Origin of the sequence: Alkalibacterium indicireducens (genome assembly GCF_039522005.1) — a bacterium.
GTDB classification, from domain to species: Bacteria; Bacillota; Bacilli; order Lactobacillales; family Carnobacteriaceae_A; genus Alkalibacterium; species Alkalibacterium indicireducens.
The window spans coordinates 1-22,353 of record NZ_BAAADA010000190.1; the positions used below are offsets into that span (position 1 = coordinate 1).

Here is a 22,353-nt window from a genome sequence, read left to right on the forward strand (position 1 = left end):
GTAGGCAAAAACCAAAAGTCAAGTAATAAGCATAAAAATGTGAAAAAATTTAAAAAAAGAAAATAAGTGGAGGGAAAACTCAAAAGAGAAAACCCTAAATCCACTTATATAGAGCATCTATAGTTTCCTAGGTGTCTCTTCATTTAATGAGGAGGATAATCTTCTGCACTTACTATCGACTTAAAACAACTTATGGTAAAATAAACTGGAAGTATTGAGGGGACGAGTATTGGCAGTAAATTTGATACAAGCCTAACTCACGACGTGATGGCCACTTATGTATTCGATTGCTGAAAAACAGGATCTGGAAGCAGAATGAGATAAAGGAGAAGCGATTGTGGTAAAGAAAAAAAGTAAACGCAAGCGAACCAGTTTGCTTCAACGGTCGGTTCTGATCATTCTGACCTTTACAGGCACTCTAGCCATACTGGCTTCTTCGATCGATAGCAGTCAGACTGATGAACAGAGCGAAGGATTTGCTGGAGACAGAACAGAGTTTATTCAAACAGTGGCAGCATATGCTGTGCCTCTGCAGGAAACTCACGGGATCTGGCCCAGTATCACCATTGCTCAGGCCATAGTTGAATCAAACTGGGGACAAAGCGGACTGGCTTTAAACGAACAGAATTATTTCGGTATCAAAGGGTCTTCAAGCCAGCCAGCTTATGCCACACTTGAGTATGAAGATGACTGGGTAGAAATCCAGGCCTCATTCAGAAGTTACGACTCACTTCAGGAATCAGTGGAGGATTACGCGGAACTTATTGCCGGGGGTACAAACTGGAACCCGGATCTCTACAGGCCTGTGATCGAAGCAGACACATACAGAGAAGCTGCATATGCGCTGAAAAAATCAGGGTATGCGACCGATCCGACCTATCCTGACAAACTGATAGAAATTGTCGAATTATACAATCTTGATCAGTATGATCGTTAAAATTATATAGTAAAGAGGGAATACTATGACAGACAAAAAATATCCGCAAGTTCGTACGCACTTATTCAAAGATTATATCGCAGTACCGGAAGTCATCAGAAAATCGAGCGGTATCCTGATCAACGGGAAACGATTCAAGGCTCTGATGTTCACTACAGACATTGCCCTGATCATGAACAACGATGCTGATGCGATCATGGCAGTCTATCCGTTTACACCGCATCCTGCGATTATTGAAGCTATTACATCTGTTTCAACCATACCCGTCATGGCAGGCATAGCCGGTGGAACCACCCAAGGGATCCGATCAGCTAATATGGCTCTCTTTGCCGAGTCTCATGGATGTAAAGCGGTCGTCATCAATGCTCCGACACCGACTGATACGATTGAGAAAATCAACGAAGTGATCGACATTCCAATCATACTTACAGTTGTATCTGAGTATACGGACATTGAAGAGAAAATCAAGGCTGGAGTGGACATCATCAATGTATCCGGTGCGTCAAAAACAAGCAAGATAGTAAGAAAATTAAGAGAAGCTTATCCGGACATTCCGATCATTGCGACAGGCGGTCCGACAAATGAAAGTATCCTCGAAACCATCGATGCCGGAGCTAATGCAATAACCTATACGCCACCATCAAATGGTGAGCTGTTCAGCCGCAAGATGATGGATTACAGAGAAAGAGAAAAAGACCGATTTGAAGAAGAAAAACTAATCTGATTTGAAGGAGTTGCTGAGTTGAATAATAGCAGAAGAACACCAAAGAACAGGAATACCAGACGATCGATCTGGATTGCAGTCGGAACCGTTATGGCTGTCGGAGGATGGATCGTCTATACAAACTGGCGAGAAGAGCAGCGGGCGATACAGCGTCAGGAAGACGTGGAGGCTGCAGTCGACTCTTACCTGACAGCAAAAACAGCATCCGACTTTGATACTTTTGTTTCCACATTATCAATTCAATCGGTATCTGAATCTGATTATACTGAAGAAGAACTTGCCGAGCGCTATGAAACGATTTTTCAGGGGATCGGTGCAAATGATCTGGCTGTTATGGATCAGGAGATTCTCCTAGATGAAGAAGCAGATCAGTATAGACTGACTTACACGCTTCGCATGGACACCGTCTTAGGGCGTCTGGATGACTTGAGATATGAGACAGTCATTCAGGAAACGGAAGACGACATAACACTTGAGTGGGCCCCCTCGCTTATACTGCCCGGCATGGAAGAAGGGGACAGCGTACGTGTGTCCTTTACAGAACCTGATAGAGGATCGATCTATGACCGGCATGGCAATCTTCTTGCTGGAGAAGGAGATGCCTATCAGGCTGGCTTGTATCCGGCATCTCTTGGAGAAGGGGACCAGCGAGCGACTAATCTCGACATAATCAGCGAGACATTCGATGTCAGTGTCGACCATCTTGAGAACCTGCTGAATCAGGCATGGGTGACAGATGAAAGTCTAGTGCCGTTCACAGTAGTTGAGGAAGGTGAGACTCCGGAAGTGACTGGGGTAAGGTATCAGCGTACCAGTGAAAGAGTCTATCCTTTAAATGAAGCAGCTGCGCACCTCGTTGGCTATATCGGTGAAGTGACGGCTGAAGACATTCAGGAAGATCCGACCCTGGCATCCGGACAGATCGTAGGGAAAGCCGGCCTTGAAGCCGTCTTTGACTCTCAGCTCAGAGGACATACTGGAGGCAAGATTTCAATAGTAGATACCAGTGACGAAGTAAAAGAAGTCATCATAGAAAACGAGCGACAAAATGGACAGTCCGTTCGTCTGACAATAGACAGTGATGTTCAAAGAGACCTCTTCGATTCATTTGAGAATGAACCGGGTGCAGGAGCGGTTATGCATCCATTGACAGGTGAGCTGCTGGCTCTAGTCAGTGCACCATCATACAGTCCGCAGTCCTTCACGAGAGGTATTTCTGCTGAAGAATATTCTGGCTACATGGATGATGAAAACACTCCTTTTGTAAATCGCTATACAAGTCGATACGCTCCCGGATCGACCTTTAAAATCCTGTCCTCTCTTATTCTTCTGGATGACGGCGGAATCGATCCTGATGAAACAAACCGGATCGAAGGCCTGCAGTGGTCACCTGATCTTCCAGGTTTTGGAAATCACAGCATTACGAGAGTCAGTGAAAGTGTGAGCGATGTCGACCTCGCAACAGCTCTAATTTATTCTGATAACATTTACTTTGCCATGGAAGCTCTGGATATGGGGGAAGAGGCCTTCACTGAGTCACTAAATCAACTCCCCTTTGGAGATAACCTTGATCTTCCTTTTGACATGACACCAGCACAGTTTGCTAACGATGATACCATTGACGGTGAAACGCTTCTTGCTGACACAGCATATGGACAGGGACAAGTCCTGATGAACCTCATTCATCAGCTGGTATTCTATTCACCGGTCGTCAACAACGGGCGGCTGACCTATCCGACAGTTCTGTTAAATGAACAGAGAGAAAATAGTGATCAGCTGTTCACTGATGAATCTGTCAGTATTGTAAGGGATGGTCTGATAGAGAGTGTAATGCATCCTAATGGAACAGCTCGTGGACTTCAGAATGTGAGCCACTCTACAGGAGCAAAAACAGGGACAGCAGAAGTCGCTGGAGAAGAAGGAAACGATACAAACGGCTTTTTATATGTGTTTGATGCAGATGATCAGACCTACTCGTTCGTTGGTTTTCTTGAAGGACAGAGAAGTGGAGATGTCATTGACCGGTTTGACACATTCCTTGATAATCTCAAACCCTCTATATCAGATTATGCCGTCAATTAAGGCAGTTTCGTGACAAGATGAAATACTTGTTGTATCCCTGATGTGTATATGATATATTGACTGTGTTTTTTGTATGAAAGGTTTTTAATAACAAAGGAGAAGTTATGAATAGTGACCCTTGGAGTATACAGCCCTTTATTGGGCCAATAATAATCATCATCAGTCTGATTGCAGTTCACGGCATACTGTCTGCAGCTGAAATAGCAATTGTTTCGATCAATCCCAATAAAATGATTGAGCGTTCTTTAGAAGGCAATAAAAAAGCAAATCGCGTCCTTAAAATACTGGATCAGGCGGATGCTTTTCTGACTACTATTCAGGTGGGCCTGATGCTCTCATCTTTACTGATCAGTGGAGCAGCTGTCTACTTTGTGAGTCTGATTTTCACAGCAGCAGATTTTCCATTTACTGAGAATCTGGCTACTGGAGTCCTGTTCAGTTCTCTGATCATGACTCCAATCGTTATTCTTCTGGGAGACAAGCTGCCAAAAGCGATTGCTGCTCAGAATCCTGACCAGACAGCCATGGCACTATCGGGTATGGTCTATGTCCTGCGTACAGTGACGCGACCTGTTGTATGGGTGATGGATCTTAGCTTGAGAGGCCTTAAACGCTTCCTGCCGATTAACTTCAAAATGAACGAGAAAGCTATCACCAGAGACGAATTCCGATCATTTCTTGAACACAGTCATCAGCATGAAGTCATCGATATTGATGAGTTTTCAATGCTGAAGGGTGTTCTGTCACTGGATAATAAAATCGCCCGCGAGGTAATGGTGCCAAGAACGGATGCATTCATGCTTGATTATGATGATCCGAACGAGGAGAATATTCAGAAAATGCTTGAAACCCCTCATTCGCGGGTCCCGTTGTACTTTGAAGACAAAGACAACATATTGGGTATCGTTCACGTCAAGAATCTGCTTAAGGAATCGAAAAACCAGCCCCTCTATTCGATCGACTTAAAGTCCATCAGTAACGAGCCGCTGTTTGTTCCTGAAACGATTTACATTGACGATCTTATTTTTCAGATGAAACGCACACAGAATCAGATGGCAATATTGAACGATGAATATGGTGGTGTTGTCGGGATCGTTACTCTTGAAGATCTGCTGGAAGAAATCGTTGGAGAAATTGATGATGAGTATGATGAGTCAAACAATTTAATTGAAGAAATAGACGAGATTCATTATAGTGTAGATGGAGCTACACCACTTGATGAATTTAATGAGTTCTTTGACACTACCATCGACTCTGAGGATGTAGACACGATTGCAGGATATTTCATCACAGAGTACGGCAGTATTCCAGATGAAGAAGAGTCGGCTTATATCGAAGTACAGCAGCTCCGTCTGACTGTAGATAAGATGGAAGGATCAAGGATCAGTAGTCTGATCATTGAAAAATTAACTGAAACAGAAGATGCTCAACATTCAAATGGAGCAGAAGAAGAGTCATAAGGGGATCGTTCACCTGTACTCTTTGAAACAGGCTGAGACAGATTCGCTGTCTTGGCCTCTATTCTTATTAATTTGTAAAGGTTAAGATTAATTGCGTGTCTAGCTTAAAGTGCCAGCCTCTCGAGAAAAAGATAAATTAACCCATTGGGCAGGAAGCTCTTCTGCCGGATACTCTGTCTCTACGCATTGGAAATGCTAGAGTCACAGCAATTCGGGGTTAAATTTCATCTACTCGCTATCGCTCGGTTGATCTCAAGTATATCTGTAAGAGCTGAAGCTCGAACAGATACTAAGGTATTTTCTTTTCGAGGCTGAACGGCACTCGAAGCTTTTCTTATTATCACAAGCAGAAAGGGAATCGATTAGTGGGATTAAATTGGGGAATACTTGCAGCAATATTTATCATCAATGTCGTATATGTCACTTTAAGCACGGTGAGACTGATGCTGACAATGAAAGGGTGCCAGTCAGTGGCTCCTTTCGTAGCCATGATTGAAGTTGCCATATATGTTGTAGGGCTCGGACTAGTGCTGGACAATCTGGATAATGTATTCAATGTCATTGTCTATGCAGTAGGATTCGGAGCTGGTATTTATGCTGGTATGAAAATAGAAGATAAATTGGCTCTAGGCTATATTCTCGTCACGACTATCGTACCTGAGAATGGCTGGGATGTCGCTGAAGAAATTCGCGGGAACGGGTATGGCGTGACGATTTCTCAAGCCTACGGACCTGAAGGCAACCGGTTTGTTCTGGAAATCCTCACTCCGCGTTCCAACGAAAGAGGCTTGTACAAGCTGATTCATGAAATTGAACCGAAGGCGTTTGTTATATCTTACGAACCTAAGTATATCAATGGCGGATTCTGGACAAAACGCATGAAAAATAATAAAGCTCAAGTGAAGAATAATCCACAGGAAAGTCCGTTCGTTGAAGAGTAAGAATTGGAGTGAAGTGACATGAGTAACTGGGTTCGACCGGGAAGTACGATCGGAATAATAGGTGGAGGAAGTGTAGCAAGACTGCTTGCTTTGTCAGCCAAAAAGCTTGGATATACAGTCGGACTGATCGATCCGGATGCAGACTGTCTGGCAAAATCAGCTTCAGACTGGTTTTTGAAAGCTGATTTGAATGATGAGAAAGCACTGCTCGATTTTGCAATGAAAAGCAATGTAGTTATCTATGAATCAGAAATTATCCACAATGATGCAATTAGAAAGATGATGAGAGCTGTTCCGGTGCCTCAAGGTGAAGAGATCCTATCTGTTTCTCAGGATCGGATGCTGCAGAAGGCATTCCTGGAGTCAGCGCGCGTAAATATCGCACCTTATGCTACAATCGTCTCGCTCGATGATATAAGAGAAGCCATCAATGGAATCGGCTTTCCGTGTGTACTTAAAGCAAACAGTGCTGATGAGCGGTTCAAGGATCATCTGATCCTTTATGATGAAAGTGACATTGACTCAGCAGAACCGTTTCTTAAACATGGAACGTGTGTGCTTGAAGCATGGATTCCAGCCGACAAGGAGCTCTGCCTGGGGATCCTCAAAGACAAGGAGGGCAGACTGTCTACTTACCCGGTGTGTGAACTGAGATACGTACGAAATGAATTTAACCATTCAATTGCTCCTGCACGGATAAGTGATGATATTGCAAAAGAAGTTGAACGTATCGGCATAAGTATTGCCGAACAGCTGGACTTCACAGGAGTGATAGCCGTTGAGCTGTTCAGCATTGAAAGTGGCGCACTGTATGTCAATGAAATTGTCGCACACCCACATCGGGGATGCCATTATACATTCAATTACTTGAATTTCTCTCAATACGATGCACACATTAAAGCTGTAACAGGATGGCCGCTGCGAATCGATACCTCAGTTGACCGGGCAATCATCATGCAGTCAGTGAAGCAGAAGCATCTTCAGTCAGCTTATACATTGGCACAAGTCAAGCCGGACTGGCAGTACACATTTTATGATAACAGGGGAAGCTCATCAACTGATGAGTGCGGCCATATAACTATTGAAACTGACAATATAGGAGACACACTAGACACATTAAGAGAATTTGTTGAGTAAGAGGACGGGCTTATGGTACGAAGAAGAAAAGTTGAAGAAAAAGCATATGATTTTATAAAAAATCAGATTACGACCAGCCAGTGGCTTGAGGGACGACAGATCAAGGAACTTGAAATCGCAGATGTACTTGAAGTTAGTCGCACGCCTATCAGGAATGCCTTTTTACGTCTGGAAGAAGAAGGTTTTGTGAGTATTCTTCCTAATAAAGGGGTGTTTGTCGCGCAGACCGCTATTGATTTGAAAGGTTTGAAAGACAGATTATATTATCTGGAGACTTTGTTTCAGCATGTCCTATATAGCATGGAACGGTCTGAAACAGATTTGTCTCACAGACGTTTTTCCATACTGACAGAAAAGATGCGAAAGACTATAAAGTCTAAAACTGGAGAATTTGAACAGCTGGAAAATCTGTTCTGGAAGACTGTCCTGGAAAATCACGACAATCTATATATGAATCACTCGATTCTCCAGACTCTTCATTCGATTTATGGCGCTGATGGTCATGCCCGGATGATATTGAACGAAAGTCGTCAAGTGAAACTGTCCCACTATCAGAATATTTCAGATTTGCTTGGAGAAAACAATTATGTTTATGCAAGACGAGAAGTAAGGATTCTACTCAACCAGCTTCTGATCAACTTGATTCAGGGCATTGACTAAATTAAATCACCATACATGAGCAAGCACAAAATCCCTTTAACCGACAGGATATGCCGGGCAAAGGGATTTTGTGCTGCCACGGGGCGAACACCACATGACGAAAGTCCAAACTCTATGATAGAGGTGTGGAAAGAGCCCCTGGTTTTCTGTATAATAAGACAATGTATGAAGACTTGAAAGGATGAAGAAAGTGGTACTGCGAGACGATATATTAACAGGTATGAACCCCAAGCAAAAAGAGGCAGTCAAGCATACTGACGGACCTTTACTGATCATGGCAGGAGCAGGATCGGGTAAGACACGAGTACTGACCCACCGCATCTCTTATCTGATTCAGGAAAAAGGCGTCAGTCCATGGAATATCCTGGCTATCACTTTCACGAACAAGGCAGCGTCGGAGATGAAAAGCAGAGTAATCAAGCTGGTCGAGCATGGCGGAAGCGAAGTGTGGGTTTCGACTTTCCATTCGATGTGTGTACGGATTTTAAGAAGAGAAATCGACCGCATCGGCTACAGTTCATCGTTCACGATAGCTGACCCAGCTGAACAGCTCACATTGATGAAGAAAATACTTAAACGACTGAATATCGATCCGAAGAAATACAATCCGAGAGCGATTCTTGGAGAAATAAGCAACGCTAAGAACAAGCTGCAGGATGCAGCAGCATTTAGCAACGAAGCGCACGACTATTTCGGCAAAATAGTTGCTGACTGCTATACTCATTATCAGAGAGAACTGAGACAGTCAGAAACGGTCGACTTTGACGATCTGATCATGCTGACTGTCAGACTGTTCGAGGAGCATAAGGATGTTCTTGAATATTATCAGAGTAAATTCCAGTATATCCACGTGGATGAGTATCAGGATACCAACCATGCTCAGTACAAGCTCGTCAACCTCCTGGCTAGTCGACTGCGTAACTTATGTGTCGTAGGTGATGCGGACCAGAGCATCTATGGCTGGCGTGGAGCGGATATGGAAAATATCATGAACTTTGAACGGGACTACTCGGATGCGAAAGTCGTTCTGCTCGAACAGAACTACCGCTCGACACAGACCATTCTGAAAGCTGCGAACGCAGTCATATCCAACAACTTGAATCGTAAGAAGAAGAACCTCTGGACAGACAATGCCGGTGGAGACAAAGTAGTCTATTACCGAGGCGGAAATGAACACGAAGAATCAAGATACGTCGTTCAGCAGATTCAGAAAGAAATGGAAAGTGACCCGACTAAAGAATACGGGGACTTTGCTGTGCTGTACAGGACAAATGCTCAGTCACGTGTAATGGAAGAAACGCTGATCAAGACGAATATCCCATATAAAATGGTCGGTGGACATAAATTCTATGACCGTAAAGAAATCAAGGACACATTGGCTTACTTGACCCTGATCGCGAACCCTAAAGATAACTTGAGCTTTGCTAGAGTGGTCAACGAACCAAAAAGAGGCATCGGAAATACGACTGTCGACAAGCTGGCAGCTGCTGCGGAAGAAATGGGCTGGAGCCTGTACGATGCTGCGCTCAATGCGACGAGTATCAACTTGCCGGCACGTGCCGCTAAAAAGGTCGAAAGCTTTGCCATGATGATTCAGGATTTCCGCAAAATGTCTGAGTTTCTGTCGATTACAGAACTGACACAAGAAGTGCTGGATAAGTCTGAGTATCTGCCTACTTTGAAGAAAGAGCGGACACTTGAAGCTGAAACACGGGTAGAAAATATTCAGGAATTCCTGACCGTTACTAATCAGTATGACGAATCGGACCAGGAGGAAAAAAGCCTGATCGACTTCCTGACTGACCTGTCACTTATTTCCGATCTTGATAATCTGGAAGAAGAACCGACTAGTGAACTGACATTGATGACTTTACATGCAGCAAAAGGACTTGAATTTCCGATCGTCTTCCTGATCGGGATGGAAGAGGGGCTGTTCCCGCTATCCAGAGCAGAGATGGAGGAAGAAGAAATGGAAGAAGAGAGACGACTGGCTTATGTCGGTATCACTCGTGCAGAAGAAAAACTTTATCTGACGAATGCATCAACACGTACGCTTTACGGACGTGTCCAGTCAAATAGAGCTTCCCGTTTTCTGGATGAAATCGATGCGGAAGCTGTTGAGCGTGAAGAATCAAACACGATCCGTCCTTTCTCCAATGGCATGTACAAGGGATTTGGAGGTAGTGCCAATGATCCGTTTGCTAAAACTGCAAAACGTGCAAGGCCACCGAAAATTTCATCGCATCCGACTGGAAACAGCGGAGCTGAAAAACTGGAGTGGACCGTTGGAGACAAGGCGAAGCACAAGGTGTGGGGTGACGGTACCGTTGTGAAGGTCAGCGGAAAAGGAGACGACCTGCAGCTGGATATCGCTTTTCCAGGTATCGGGATAAAGCCGCTTCTGGCCAGTTTTGCCCCGATCGAGAAAGTATAATGTAATATAAATACAATAAGAGAAAGAAGGATCAGCATGGTGTCTCATGAGAAATCTTTCGACCAGGCCAAGATACGTGTAGATGAACTGGTCAGCAAACTGGATCAGTACAGTCATGAATATTATGTGCTGGATCAGCCAACCATCCCTGATGAGGAATATGATAAGCTGTACCGCGAACTGGTTGAGCTGGAAGAGGCTTACCCGGAACTTATACAGAACAATTCTCCTACTCAAAGGGTAGGTGGAACATTGCTGGAAGGGTTCGAAAAAGTTGCTCACGACACCCCTATGCTCAGTCTTGACAATGCATTTTCAGAAGACGAGCTGATGGCCTTTGACCGGCGTGTCGCTCAACTAGTAGATGCCCCTTATTCTTATCACTGTGAGCTGAAGATCGACGGACTGGCTGTTTCGCTGAAATACGTGAACGGCAAACTTCAGCAGGCAGTTACGCGTGGAGACGGAACTGTGGGTGAAAATGTCACGGCTAATGTACGGACAATAAAATCGATTCCGTTGACACTGAAAAAGCCCCTGACGCTTGAAGCCAGAGGCGAAATCTACATGCCGAAATCATCATTTATTGCATTAAATGAAAAAAGAGAAGAACAGGGCGAGGCTGTCTTTGCCAATCCCCGTAATGCTGCTGCAGGCACATTGAGAAATCTTGACCCGAAAGTTACGGCGTCAAGAAATCTCAGCGTATTTTTATACGCCCTGACTAACGTATCGGAACAGCCGGTCGACACACAGGATGCTGCATTAACGATGCTTGACCAGCTCGGTCTGAAGACCAATCCTGAGCGAAAAGTTTTCGATTCGATGAGTGACGTATGGTCATTCATTGAAGACTATCAGGAAAAACGGACATCACTTCCCTATGAAATCGATGGGATCGTGATCAAGGTCAATGAACTGGTCAATCAGGAAAAAGCCGGCTATACAGTCAAAGCCCCACGCTGGGCTATAGCTTATAAATTTCCGGCAGAGGAAGCCCGTACGACGATTCGTGAAGTGGTGTGGTCTGTCGGCCGGACTGGAGTCGTGACACCTACAGCAATCATGGATCCGGTTCAGCTGGCAGGGACAACTGTTCAGAGAGCCAGTCTGCACAACATCGATCTCATGATCGAAAAGGATATCAGACTAGGTGACACAGCAGTGGTCAGAAAAGCGGGAGACATCATTCCCGAAGTCATTAAAGTAGATGTGGACGAGAGAAGTGAGGACAGTGAGCCTTATGTCTTTCCAACACATTGTCCGGCCTGTGACAGCGAATTGATGCATCTTGAGGACGAAGTAGCCCTCAGATGTATGAATCCTTCCTGCAGTGCGCAGGCTAAAGAACGACTGAGCCATTTTGTTTCCAGGAATGCTATGAATATAGATGGACTGGGAGAACGAGTGGTGAGTCAGCTTTACGAAAAAGGCTTGGTCAAAGACGTAGCCGATTTGTATTATCTTGAAAAAGAAGCACTGCTTGAACTGGACAAAATTGCTGATAAATCAGCGGACAACATGCTTAAAGCCATTGACGCTTCAAGGTCCAATTCACTTGAACGACTAATATTCGGACTCGGAATCAGACATGTCGGATCTAAAGCAGCCCGACTGCTGGCTGAAGAATTTGAATCGATCGATCATCTGAAGGCGGCGTCATTGGAATCCATCAGAGCTATCGAAGGCATCGGTGAAAAAATAGCAGACAGTATCCATTCGTTTTTTGAGCTGGAAGAAGCAGAAGACCTGATCGACAAGCTCAAAAAAGCTGAAGTAAGTATGACTTATACAGGGATCAAACAAAAAGAAGTAAAAACAGATTCCATGTTTGCTGATAAAACAGTTGTCATTACAGGAAAGCTGGAACACTTTACACGAAACGAGTTAAAGGAAAAACTGATCGAATTAGGTGCAAAGGTAACCGGCAGTGTATCGAAAAATACAGATTACCTGATTGCTGGAGAAGAGGCTGGAAGCAAGCTGACAAAGGCTGAAAGTCTGGATGTGCCGATTATCGATGAAACAACAGTAATAGAGGAGATTTAAAAATGAAAAGAAAAGAGAGTGGAAGTCAGTGAAAAATAAACGGCTAATAGGCATGCTGCTGACAAGTGCTTTGTTTCTGTCTGCCTGTGGATTCTTTCCGGATCCTGTCGATCCAAATCAGCCACTTGCTGAAAATGGTGAAATATCTGAAGAAGGTGAAGCTGACGGACAAGATGAAGAGTCATCCATTGTAGAAGTACAGATTGATTCTGAATATTACCGTCCTGTTGTCAGAGAAGACGGAACTTACGCTCCGAGCCAGTCGAGAGGGATTACTCGTCGACTGAATTCCAATTTGAATATGAGAACTTTCGAAAGTGACTTGATGCGTCATGCTCAGCGTTATTTTCCAACGAGTGATCATTTTTTCCAGGAAGGACAATTTATCCCATCCGCAACCATTAACAGCTGGCTGAGAAGACAGGAGCCTGTTGAAGAAGATGAGGATAACGAAGAAACAACAGAAGAAGCAAGTGAAGACCTCGGCTTGAATCCCGAAGACAATTCCGGAGCAGATTCACAAGAGCGGAATCCCATATATTTAAGTTCTATTCTAGAACATAACTTTTATGAACAAACAGATGATGGCCTTAAACTGGCCGGCATCAGCATTGGTCTTGCAATGAACTCTGTGGACTACTACGGTGATAATAGAGATCAGGAACAGATTATTCCTCTGGATGAGCTGCTTGAAGAAGGACAGGTCATGGCGGATAAGATCGTTTCTTACTTAAGAGAAATGGAAGAACTGGCCGATGTCCCGATCATGGTAGCTTTATTTGAGCAGTCCAGACGAGACAGCTTGGCACCAGGAACGTATTTCGCTGAAGGATTAAGCGATAGTGGCAGCGATTCTGTAAACAGCTGGAATCGTATCAATGAAAATCGGCTTGTCTTCCCGCTGGAAGGCATGCAGAGTGCGGAAGGAAACAGTTTTGCTAATTTCCGCTCTGAAGTAGAAGGGTTCTTCCCTAATGTCAGCGGAATTACAGGTGTCAGTCACTATATAGAGGAGCAGCTGGTTCATTTAGAGATCAATGTCATGACTCAGTTTTATGGGAAAGGTGAAATCATTGCCTTTACTCAATTTGTCAATGAAGCAGCAATCAATTATCTGCCAGAAAATGTTCCAGTCGAAATCAGACTGGAATCTTTGAACGGAATGGAAGCTTTTCTTCAGAAAGACAGTGATGACCAGGAATATTACGTAATGATTTTCAATTAAAAACACGCAAATGTGGAAAGAAGGGATGAACAAGATGGCAATAAACAAAGAAACAGTAAAGCAGGTTGCTAAACTGGCTAAGCTTGAGATTGGAGAAGAGGATATTCTTACATTTACTAAAGAAATGGACAGTATCATCGAAATGGTCGAGCAGCTGGAGGGACTGGATACGGAAGGCATTGAAGGCACGTATCATGGACTGAATCAGCATAACGTCTGGCGTGAAGATAAATCTGAAAGCGGGACAGATAGAGAAGACCTGTTTAAAAACGTGAAGACCCATAAAGACGGCTACATTGAAGTGCCGGCAATGTTTGACAACGGAGGGAGTGAAGCTTAATGAACTTTCTAGATTACACATTAGAAGAACTGCATGACAAACTCGTCAGTAAAGAACTGACAGCGGTCGACCTGGTTGAGGCATCCTATAGACGTATTGAAGAAACTGATGAGCAAGTCGGTGCATTCCTGGCTCTCAGCAAGGAAGAAGCACTGCAGGCTGCTAGAGAAACAGATGAAAAAGGCATCGATCCGAATAATGTGTTAAGCGGACTGCCAGTTGGGATCAAAGATAACATCTTGACAAAAGGAGTAACCACAACGGCCTCTTCTAAAATGCTGGAAGACTTCGTTCCTATCTATGATGCGACAGCAACTGAAAAACTGAAGGAAGCAGGAATGATCTCAGTCGGGAAACTGAACATGGACGAATTTGCCATGGGCGGATCCACTGAAAACTCTGCATTCAAACTGACGCGTAACCCTTGGGATCTTTCTAAAGTTCCTGGTGGATCATCCGGTGGTTCAGCTGCGGCTGTAGCGGCTGGTCAAGTGCCTGTTTCACTCGGTTCAGATACCGGTGGGTCCGTCCGCGAACCGGCTGCCTTTACTGGACTGGTCGGGGTTAAACCAACATACGGACGTGTCTCTAGATACGGGCTGATTGCTTTCGGTTCAAGTCTGGATCAGATCGGTCCATTTACTAGAACAGTTAAGGATAATGCTCTGGTACTCAACGCAATAAGTGGACATGATCCAAAAGACTCTACATCTTACAGTGGAGAAACACCAGACTTTACTGATGGCATCGATAAAGGTGTAAAAGGTTTGCGTATTGGTGTACCGAAAGAGTACTTCAATGAAGACGCTCATGAAATTGGTGTAATAGAATCAGTTCGTAAGGCTCTAAAAATTTATGAAGAACTGGGAGCGGAAATTGTTGAAGTCAGTCTGCCTCATTCACGTTATGGTGTTCCAGCCTACTATATTATCGCCTCTTCTGAAGCTTCAAGTAACCTGCAGCGTTTCGACGGGATCCGTTACGGCTACCGTTCAGAAAATGTCAGCTCACTTGAAGACATTTACGTCAAGACCCGTTCAGAAGGATTTGGACCTGAAGTGAAACGTCGGATCATGCTTGGGACATTCTCCTTGAGTTCTGGCTTCTATGATGCGCACTTCAAGAAAGCAGCTCAGGCGAGGACTCTGATCAGAAACGATTTCGATACAGTCTTTAAAGATGTAGACGTGCTTGTAGCACCAACTACGACGACAACTGCATTTGAAATCGGTGGAAAAATAGACGATACACTTGCTATGTACATGTCTGATATTCTGACGGTTCCTGTGAACCTTGCAGGCGTGCCATCACTTTCCATCCCTTGCGGCTTTTCAAATGATATGCCGGTTGGTATGCAGATCATCAGTAAGCATTTTGATGAGCAGATGATGTATCGTGTCGCTTATGCATTTGAGAAAGAAACAGACTTCCACAAGAAAAAACCAGCATTCAAGGGAGGAGAATAAAGAATGAATTTAGAACCCGTAATTGGACTTGAAGTACACGTTGAACTGAAAACTGAATCAAAAATGTTTTCTCCATCCCCGGCTCACTTTGGTGCAGAACCAAATACGAACACAAATGTTATCGACTGGGGACACCCTGGTGTGCTTCCTGTTGTTAACAAAAAAGCAATCGAGTTTGGAATGAAAGCCGCACTCGCTTTGAACTGTGAAATCGCGACCCATACAAAATTTGACCGTAAGAACTATTTTTATCCAGACAATCCTAAGGCTTACCAGATTTCTCAATTTGACCAGCCGATCGGATATGACGGATGGATCGAAATCGAGGTCAAAGGTGAAAAGAAAAAAATCCGTATCGAACGGGTACACCTTGAAGAAGATGCTGGAAAAAACATGCACGGTGAGGACGGTTCATCTTATGTCGATCTGAACCGTCAGGGTACACCTCTGATCGAAATCGTTTCTGAAGCAGATATGCGCTCGCCTGAAGAAGCGTATGCTTACCTGGAGACACTGAAACAGCTGATTCAATTCACTGAAGTATCTGATGTGAAGATGCAGGAAGGATCAATGCGCTGTGATGCGAATATCTCCTTGCGTCCATTCGGTCAGGAAGAATTTGGAACAAAAGCTGAACTGAAGAACCTGAACTCCTTTACTTATGTCAGAAAAGGACTGGACTTTGAAATCAGCCGTCAGGAGAAAATCCTGAATGCGGGTGGTGCATTGGATCAGGAAACCAGACGTTACGATGAGTCAACGGGCAAAACGATCCTCATGCGTACGAAAGAAGGGTCAAGTGACTACCGTTACTTCCCTGAACCGGATATTCCAAATCTGGTCATCAGCGATGAATGGATCGATTCAGTCAGAGCCTCTCTGCCGGAAATGCCTAAAGAAAGACAGGCACGCTATGTCAAAGAGTTCAACTTACCTGAATACGATGCGGTTGTTCTGACGGCGACAGTTGAAATGTCCAACTTCTTCCAGGGAACGGTCGATAATGGTGCCGATCCTAAGCAGGCTTCGAACTGGCTGATGGGTGAAGTATCGGCTTACCTGAACAGTGAACAGGTCGAATTACTGGATACAGCTCTTACGCCTGAATCACTGGCAGAAATGATCAACCTGATTGCTGACGGGACCATTTCGTCTAAAATTGCCAAGAAAGTCTTTAAAGAGCTTGTCACAAACGGCAGCACAGATGTAAAAGCTTTAGTAGAAGAAAAGGGCTGGGTTCAGTTAAGTGATCCATCTAAACTTCTTCCAATTATTACTGACACACTTGATAAAAATGAACAGTCCATCGAAGACTATAAGAACGGAAAAGACCGTGCATTAGGCTTCCTCGTCGGGCAAGTCATGAAACAGACAAGAGGTCAGGCCAACCCTGGAATGGTCAACAAATTATTGAAACAAGAGCTGGACAAAAGATAGATAGAGTAAAGGAGAGGATGTACATGAGACGTCGAGCCAGGATCATTTATAATCCCACATCCGGGAGAGAAACATTAAAACGAGCACTTCCGGAGATTTTGAATGTATATGAAAAATGCGGGTACGAAACGAGTGCGTTCTGTACCACCCCGACTCCTCTAAGTGCTCAAAATGAAGCGGACCGATGTACGAAAGATGGTTTCGATCTCATTATTGCTGCTGGTGGAGACGGGACGATCAATGAAGTCATCAATGGGATTGCTCCTCATGAATCACGCCCGAAACTTGCGGTCATTCCTGCAGGGACGACGAACGACTTCGCCAGAGCACTCAACATTCCGCGTAACGACTTTGTCAGAGCAGCTGAGTTAATCAACACCCATCAGTTTGTCAAAATGGATATCGGTAAAGTTATTACCGCTTCACAGGAACGTTATTTCATGAATATCGGTGCAGCGGGATCGCTGACCGAAGTGACCTATGATGTACCGGCAAACATGAAGTCCATTTTCGGTTCCCTTGCTTACTTTGTAAAAGGAGCTGAACTGCTTCCACGTATAGGTAAAGTGCCGGTGAGCATTTCTTATGATGGCGGTGTTTATGAAGGGACAGCTTCCATGCTTTTTGTCGCCTTGACCAACTCAGTAGGCGGATTTGAGAAAATCGCTCCTGACAAGAAACTGGGCGATGGCAAATTTACGCTGATCATTGTTAAAACGACGAACATTGCTGAAATTCTGAGACTACTTACCTTAGTCATTAATGACGGCAGGCACGTCAATCACCCGAAAATCATCTATACAAAGACATCTTCAGTAAAAGCCGAGTCATTGGTCGATAAACCACTGATGATCAATATCGATGGCGAGTACGGTGGTGATGCACCGGCAGAATTTGTCATGTATCAGCAGCATATGGAACTGGTAGCTGACCTTTCTGGAATGCATCTGACTGTCGACAGCAGGGATGCCGTGACCATCGAAAAAGAAAGTGAATTTCTTGAAGGTGTTTCTCAATTGGATGAAGTATAAGCACACAAAGCGCACAGATTATTTTCTGTGCGCTTTCGTTGTGTGACATGTATACTGAAGATAAGTAATGAACCATAAGGAGACGAGTAATGTCAAAAGATAAGAACAAGACAGCGACGCCTGTCAGGAAAAACGAGACTTTGGAAGCAGAGATTATTGATCTGACTCATGAAGGAATGGGTGTCGCAAAGATAGAATACTATCCGATATTCATCGAAGGTGCTCTAGTTGGAGAAACCGTAGAATTCAAAGTAATCAAAACGAAAAAGACTTTCGGATTTGGTAAGCTACTCAAAGTGATTGAAAAAAGTCCGGACCGCGTAGAGATTGAAGATGAAATCTATGCACAGACCGGTACGATGCCTCTTCAGCATTTGTCATATCCAGCACAGCTGAACTTTAAAAAAGAACAGGTCGAAAAAGTCCTGAGTAAAATTGGTAATTTGAGTGATATCGCTGTCGAAGAAGTCATTGGAATGGACGACCCCTTTGGGTACAGAAATAAGGCACAGGTGCCCGTCAGAAAAATAGATGGTCGTCTGACTACAGGATTTTTCCGTAAGAACAGTCATGACGTCATTCCGATAGAGGACTTCAAGATCCAGGATCCGAAAATCGATCAGGCCATCCTTACCGTGCGTGACATCATGCCCAAGTTCCATGTCAAACCGTACAATGAAAAGGCGCACACCGGCTGGCTGCGTCATATCATTGTCAGAAGAGGGTACTTCAGCGGTGAACTTATGGTTGTACTAGTAACCAACACACATGATTTCCATAGAGAAGAAGAAATCGTCTCTGCACTGACGAGAGCTCTACCGGAAATGGTCAGCCTGATCCAGAATATCAATACGGAAAAGACCAACGTCATACTTGGCACGGAGTCTCGAGTGTTATTCGGTCAGGACAGCTACAAAGACGATCTGCTGGGCTTCACCTTTACGATCTCACACCAGTCCTTCTATCAGGTTAACCCAGTCCAGACAGAAAAACTGTACCAGACTGCCGTAGACTTTGCCGGACTTAGTGGAAATGAAACCGTGATCGATGCCTACTGTGGGATCGGGACACTCACCTTAGCTTTGTCTAGACAGGCTAAACATGTACACGGCATGGAAATAGTAGAGCCTGCAATAGAGAACGCCAAACTGAACGCCGAAACGAACGGTGTAGCCAATGTCTCATTCGAAGTCGGACCAGCTGAAAACATCATTACAGAATGGGCAAAGGCAGATAAGCGTGCAGATGTCATCGTCGTCGATCCGCCTAGAAAAGGTCTGGCACCTGAATTCATTGATGCTGTACTGACCATGAAACCGGAAAAAATGGTCTATGTCAGCTGCAACCCTGGGACACTGGCCAGAGATCTGAAGATCTTATCCGAAAGTGGATACACAGTCGAAAAAGTTCAGCCCGTAGATATGTTTCCTCAGACATATCACGTTGAGACGGTAGTATTGATGTCAAGGGTAGAGAAGTAAGGATGTAATAAGATAAGTAAATAAAGGCTTTCCGTGATTTGAACTTATATTTAAGTCGAGTTCAAGGTCACGGAAATTTTTATTGTGAGAACATATCTAAAATCTAAAAATAGTAGGGTTGTGTAGATGGAATTACTTTCAGCCTTGCGAGTTGACGAAATTACTGTAAAAAATATGGTGAGTGGATATTATTACTGTGAAAATCGGAGCAAGTTGACAAGATGACTGTAAGTATTTTTTAGTAATATAAAACCACCTGCTTATCTAAACAATCAGTAAAACGGGACTTGCTATACTTGAAAAAACAATGCTTTTGTGGTATAGTAGTAGCACCTAATGGAGGTGTAAGTATGCATGGAGGATACAGAGAAGGCTCTGGTAGGAAAAGCGATAGAGATAAAAAGCAACCTGTAACAATCTATTTGAATAGCAAAGATAGAAAATTCATCGAGAATTCACCGTTGCCTGATTGTAATAGCTTCTCGCAAAAATGTAGAAAATTACTTGAAATGGGGATAAAGAAATTGGAATCAGAACTTAAACGAGAAACAAACGAAATAACATTTATAGATTTATTCTGTGGTTTGGGCGGAATTAGAATAGGGTTTGAGCAGGCACTTAATGAGTTTGACCTAAAAGGAAAATGCATATTTTCTAGCGATATCAAACCTGCAGCAATCAAAACTTACGAATTCAACATATTCGCCTTGCCGAAGGGTCGACAATAAAAATCTTTTTGCGGTTCTTGATCGAATGAAATATCACACCGAAAATTAGCCACTGAAAAGATATGTCTAATTTGTCTATGGCGTGCTATTACACTCAATCTTTTCAATTGTGCAGAAGATAAAACCCGAGTTGATAAGTGGTAGTCTGGTGTAAAATGGTGGTGGTTTATTCTCAGCTGTTTATCTTGGAATTTCAACAATTGATACTGGTCTAAAAAGTTGATACAAGAGGTTTTGAAAATTTGCTAAAAATTAAAGCTATCTATTTAATTCACAACATTTCAAAACAGAAACGTTGATAATGATTTTCCTATGAATAACCAGACTTTTTACTTCTCTGTTGAGAATGGAAAAAGAAAAACTCAAAAATAAACCACACCTTCTTATAATCAAAGCAGAAAATACCAATCTAAACAGTTGTGACAAAAAAGAATCTTTTACAAAGCCCGTTTCTGTCATCATCAACCACCCCCCGAACAGCCCAAAAAGACGGTCTGTTCTCCTCCGTGGCGGTAGCTAATGCCATACACTTATTTCAATTTAATCTGAAATTAGATCATAGAAATACATATATAATAGCAAAGAAAATCTATTATGTATGCATTATTTCTCATATAAAACTCATAACTTTACGACACGTTGATTTTTTTTGAAAGTTCCGATCAGAGGTTTTTTTGTTGTTAAAGTTCCGGTAAAAGTTTCTTACACTATAATAGTGTTGTGTGGTCCTGTTTGGAAAGGAAACTAAAACTATGAAAACAACAGGATACAAACATTTAAATAAAAAGCAACGTGATATCATCGAGTTTTACTTGAACGAAGATGCCAAGCTTTCTTCAATTGCATCTGAAGTAAATAAAGATGCACGTACAGTTTCAAAAGAAATTAAGAAACATCGTTATCTTTACGTTCGTGCAAATGCTAAGAATATTTGTGGCTTACAAAGTTCATGCAAAAAGACAAGACTATGTAATCTTTGTGTTGCTGGTAAATGTAAGTATTGTCGTGTGGCACGCTGTTCTGATTTCTGTGATGACTTTCAAGAGTATCCACAGTGTCCAAGAGTGAAGCAGTTCCCTCATGTCTGTAATGCATGTGCATCATTAAAAGACTGTTCTTTACCAAAACTCTTTTATAAAGCAAATCATGCACAAACTCAATATTTGTTTAATGTATCTGATCATAAACAAGGTCCAAGGCTATCTGAAGCTCAATTAGCTGTTCTAGATAACATTATTTCTAAAGGTGTTAAAAACAAACAATCCATTGAAGTCATTCTACATACCTCGGGATTATCTACGGTTGCTTCTACAGTATATGACTATATTAATCGAGGTTATCTAACTGTTAAAAATGTAGATTTGAAACGAAAAGTAGCGTATAAACAACGCTACACAAGCAAACCTAAAGCAAAACCAATCAGCTATGATTATCTTATAGGTAGAAGTTTCAAAGATTTTACTCAGTTTATACTAGATTATCCTACAGCGAATGTTTGGCAAATGGATACCATTGAAGGACTAAAAGGACAAAATGAATCCGCAGTACTTTCATTACTACATACTAAGTCTAACCTTCAACTCTATTTTTTATTAAAAAGTATTACCCAAGAACAAGTGCTTCAAGTGTTTCACACTCTGAAACAAGCGCTTGGCGATGAGTTGTTTAGAGACACCTTTGAATGTATTCTAGGTGATAATGGCAAAGAATTTAGAGATCCATTGTCCATTGAAACTAGTTTGCTTACTGGAGAAAAACTCATCAATGTGTTCTTCTGTGAAGCTCGTCGTTCAGATCAAAAAGCAAAATGCGAGAAGAACCATGTTCACTTTCGTGAATGTGTTCCTAAAGGAAAGAGCATGAATTTCCTTACACTAAAGAAACTAAATGCTGTTTCGCTACAAGTAAACAACTATCCAAGAAAATCCTTACAATATCATTCTCCTTATCAAATTGCATCATCACTACTAAATGAAAAGGTGCTTGAGTGTAATCGATTGTCATTTGTACCACCAATTGACGTCAATCTCTCTAGCACCATTTAATTAAAACCAACAGGACCACTCATAACGCACTCATCTGTTACGGAACTTTCATAACAAGTAAGAAAAATCTCATCGTTTGAAAGTACTTTTAGTGTCTTTCTTTATCCTGTTTTCACCATCATTATAAACTATTTACTCAACATCTTCACATTTTTCGCATTAAAAAAGCTCCATAT

The 22,353-nt window shown here is 43.0% G+C and carries 18 protein-coding genes; all 18 read left to right on the forward strand.

Going from position 1 to position 22,353, the window contains the following annotated elements; genetic code table 11:
- The first annotated feature begins 337 nt into the window (after window positions 1–337).
- The 18 genes from ABFX15_RS10320 (at window position 338) to ABFX15_RS10405 (ending at window position 22,177) form a co-directional block, all read left to right on the forward strand.
- Window positions 338–937, forward strand: coding sequence for a glycoside hydrolase family 73 protein (locus ABFX15_RS10320; protein ID WP_346025332.1), 600 nt, complete (start codon window positions 338–340; stop codon window positions 935–937).
- 25 nt (window positions 938–962) lie between these two features.
- On the forward strand, window positions 963–1,661 hold the full coding sequence (locus tag ABFX15_RS10325; RefSeq protein WP_346025333.1) for a beta/alpha barrel domain-containing protein: 699 nt from the start codon (window positions 963–965) through the stop codon (window positions 1,659–1,661).
- 18 nt (window positions 1,662–1,679) lie between these two features.
- Window positions 1,680–3,743: a penicillin-binding protein PBP4(5) gene (pbp4, locus tag ABFX15_RS10330; RefSeq protein ID WP_346025334.1), complete on the forward strand. Its 2,064-nt coding sequence runs from the start codon at window positions 1,680–1,682 to the stop codon at window positions 3,741–3,743.
- Window positions 3,744–3,847: 104 nt separating this feature from the next.
- Window positions 3,848–5,203, forward strand: a complete 1,356-nt coding sequence (locus ABFX15_RS10335) for a hemolysin family protein (RefSeq protein WP_346025335.1) — start codon at window positions 3,848–3,850, stop codon at window positions 5,201–5,203.
- 365 nt (window positions 5,204–5,568) lie between these two features.
- Window positions 5,569–6,144 carry a DUF2179 domain-containing protein gene (locus ABFX15_RS10340; RefSeq protein WP_346025336.1) on the forward strand — a complete coding sequence of 192 codons (576 nt, stop codon included), beginning with the start codon at window positions 5,569–5,571 and terminating at the stop codon, window positions 6,142–6,144.
- Window positions 6,145–6,162: 18 nt separating this feature from the next.
- Window positions 6,163–7,281 (forward strand): ATP-grasp domain-containing protein, encoded by a 1,119-nt coding sequence (locus ABFX15_RS10345; RefSeq protein ID WP_346025337.1) that lies wholly within the window; start codon window positions 6,163–6,165, stop codon window positions 7,279–7,281.
- Window positions 7,282–7,293: 12 nt separating this feature from the next.
- On the forward strand, window positions 7,294–7,941 hold the full coding sequence (locus tag ABFX15_RS10350; RefSeq protein ID WP_346025338.1) for a GntR family transcriptional regulator: 648 nt from the start codon (window positions 7,294–7,296) through the stop codon (window positions 7,939–7,941).
- A gap of 181 nt (window positions 7,942–8,122) precedes the next feature.
- Window positions 8,123–10,375: a DNA helicase PcrA gene (gene pcrA, locus ABFX15_RS10355; protein WP_428830631.1), complete on the forward strand. Its 2,253-nt coding sequence runs from the start codon at window positions 8,123–8,125 to the stop codon at window positions 10,373–10,375.
- Window positions 10,376–10,411: 36 nt separating this feature from the next.
- On the forward strand, window positions 10,412–12,424 hold the full coding sequence (gene ligA / locus ABFX15_RS10360) for an NAD-dependent DNA ligase LigA (RefSeq protein ID WP_346025340.1): 2,013 nt from the start codon (window positions 10,412–10,414) through the stop codon (window positions 12,422–12,424).
- 28 nt (window positions 12,425–12,452) lie between these two features.
- The gene (locus tag ABFX15_RS10365) at window positions 12,453–13,649 is read left to right on the forward strand and encodes a CamS family sex pheromone protein (RefSeq protein WP_346025341.1); all 1,197 of its coding nucleotides are present in this window, start codon (window positions 12,453–12,455) and stop codon (window positions 13,647–13,649) included.
- Between the two features lie 34 nt (window positions 13,650–13,683).
- Window positions 13,684–13,989, forward strand: coding sequence for an Asp-tRNA(Asn)/Glu-tRNA(Gln) amidotransferase subunit GatC (gene gatC / locus ABFX15_RS10370; RefSeq protein WP_346025342.1), 306 nt, complete (start codon window positions 13,684–13,686; stop codon window positions 13,987–13,989).
- Window positions 13,989–15,455, forward strand: a complete 1,467-nt coding sequence (gatA, locus tag ABFX15_RS10375; protein WP_346025343.1) for an Asp-tRNA(Asn)/Glu-tRNA(Gln) amidotransferase subunit GatA — start codon at window positions 13,989–13,991, stop codon at window positions 15,453–15,455. Before gatC ends, gatA begins: the two co-directional genes overlap by 1 nt.
- Window positions 15,456–15,458: 3 nt before the next feature.
- On the forward strand, window positions 15,459–16,892 hold the full coding sequence (gene gatB / locus ABFX15_RS10380) for an Asp-tRNA(Asn)/Glu-tRNA(Gln) amidotransferase subunit GatB (RefSeq protein ID WP_346025344.1): 1,434 nt from the start codon (window positions 15,459–15,461) through the stop codon (window positions 16,890–16,892).
- A 23-nt stretch (window positions 16,893–16,915) separates the two neighbouring features.
- Window positions 16,916–17,923 (forward strand): diacylglycerol kinase, encoded by a 1,008-nt coding sequence (locus ABFX15_RS10385; RefSeq protein WP_346025345.1) that lies wholly within the window; start codon window positions 16,916–16,918, stop codon window positions 17,921–17,923.
- 89 nt (window positions 17,924–18,012) lie between these two features.
- Window positions 18,013–19,404 carry a 23S rRNA (uracil(1939)-C(5))-methyltransferase RlmD gene (gene rlmD / locus ABFX15_RS10390; RefSeq protein WP_346025346.1) on the forward strand — a complete coding sequence of 464 codons (1,392 nt, stop codon included), beginning with the start codon at window positions 18,013–18,015 and terminating at the stop codon, window positions 19,402–19,404.
- Window positions 19,405–19,754: 350 nt separating this feature from the next.
- On the forward strand, window positions 19,755–20,132 hold the full coding sequence (locus ABFX15_RS10395) for a DNA cytosine methyltransferase (protein ID WP_346025347.1): 378 nt from the start codon (window positions 19,755–19,757) through the stop codon (window positions 20,130–20,132).
- A 346-nt stretch (window positions 20,133–20,478) separates the two neighbouring features.
- Entirely contained in the window at window positions 20,479–20,652 is a 174-nt protein-coding gene (locus ABFX15_RS10400; protein WP_346025348.1) for a hypothetical protein, read from the forward strand.
- A gap of 232 nt (window positions 20,653–20,884) precedes the next feature.
- Window positions 20,885–22,177, forward strand: coding sequence for an IS30 family transposase (locus ABFX15_RS10405; protein WP_346025349.1), 1,293 nt, complete (start codon window positions 20,885–20,887; stop codon window positions 22,175–22,177).
- Window positions 22,178–22,353 lie beyond the last annotated feature (176 nt).

What these genes read in the sequence shown, in the direction of transcription:
- ligA (WP_346025340.1), top strand. Translation starts at nt 10,412, where the DNA reads ATGGTGTCTCATGAGAAATCTTTCGACCAGGCCAAGATACGTGTAGAT.
- ABFX15_RS10395 (WP_346025347.1), top strand. Translation starts at nt 19,755, where the DNA reads ATGCATGGAGGATACAGAGAAGGCTCTGGTAGGAAAAGCGATAGAGAT.
- pcrA (WP_428830631.1), top strand. Translation starts at nt 8,123, where the DNA reads ATGAAGAAAGTGGTACTGCGAGACGATATATTAACAGGTATGAACCCC.
- gatA (WP_346025343.1), top strand. Translation starts at nt 13,989, where the DNA reads ATGAACTTTCTAGATTACACATTAGAAGAACTGCATGACAAACTCGTC.
- ABFX15_RS10350 (WP_346025338.1), top strand. Translation starts at nt 7,294, where the DNA reads ATGGTACGAAGAAGAAAAGTTGAAGAAAAAGCATATGATTTTATAAAA.
- ABFX15_RS10385 (WP_346025345.1), top strand. Translation starts at nt 16,916, where the DNA reads ATGAGACGTCGAGCCAGGATCATTTATAATCCCACATCCGGGAGAGAA.
- gatB (WP_346025344.1), top strand. Translation starts at nt 15,459, where the DNA reads ATGAATTTAGAACCCGTAATTGGACTTGAAGTACACGTTGAACTGAAA.
- ABFX15_RS10325 (WP_346025333.1), top strand. Translation starts at nt 963, where the DNA reads ATGACAGACAAAAAATATCCGCAAGTTCGTACGCACTTATTCAAAGAT.
- ABFX15_RS10345 (WP_346025337.1), top strand. Translation starts at nt 6,163, where the DNA reads ATGAGTAACTGGGTTCGACCGGGAAGTACGATCGGAATAATAGGTGGA.
- rlmD (WP_346025346.1), top strand. Translation starts at nt 18,013, where the DNA reads ATGTCAAAAGATAAGAACAAGACAGCGACGCCTGTCAGGAAAAACGAG.
- ABFX15_RS10405 (WP_346025349.1), top strand. Translation starts at nt 20,885, where the DNA reads ATGAAAACAACAGGATACAAACATTTAAATAAAAAGCAACGTGATATC.
- ABFX15_RS10335 (WP_346025335.1), top strand. Translation starts at nt 3,848, where the DNA reads ATGAATAGTGACCCTTGGAGTATACAGCCCTTTATTGGGCCAATAATA.
- gatC (WP_346025342.1), top strand. Translation starts at nt 13,684, where the DNA reads ATGGCAATAAACAAAGAAACAGTAAAGCAGGTTGCTAAACTGGCTAAG.
- ABFX15_RS10400 (WP_346025348.1), top strand. Translation starts at nt 20,479, where the DNA reads ATGGAAAAAGAAAAACTCAAAAATAAACCACACCTTCTTATAATCAAA.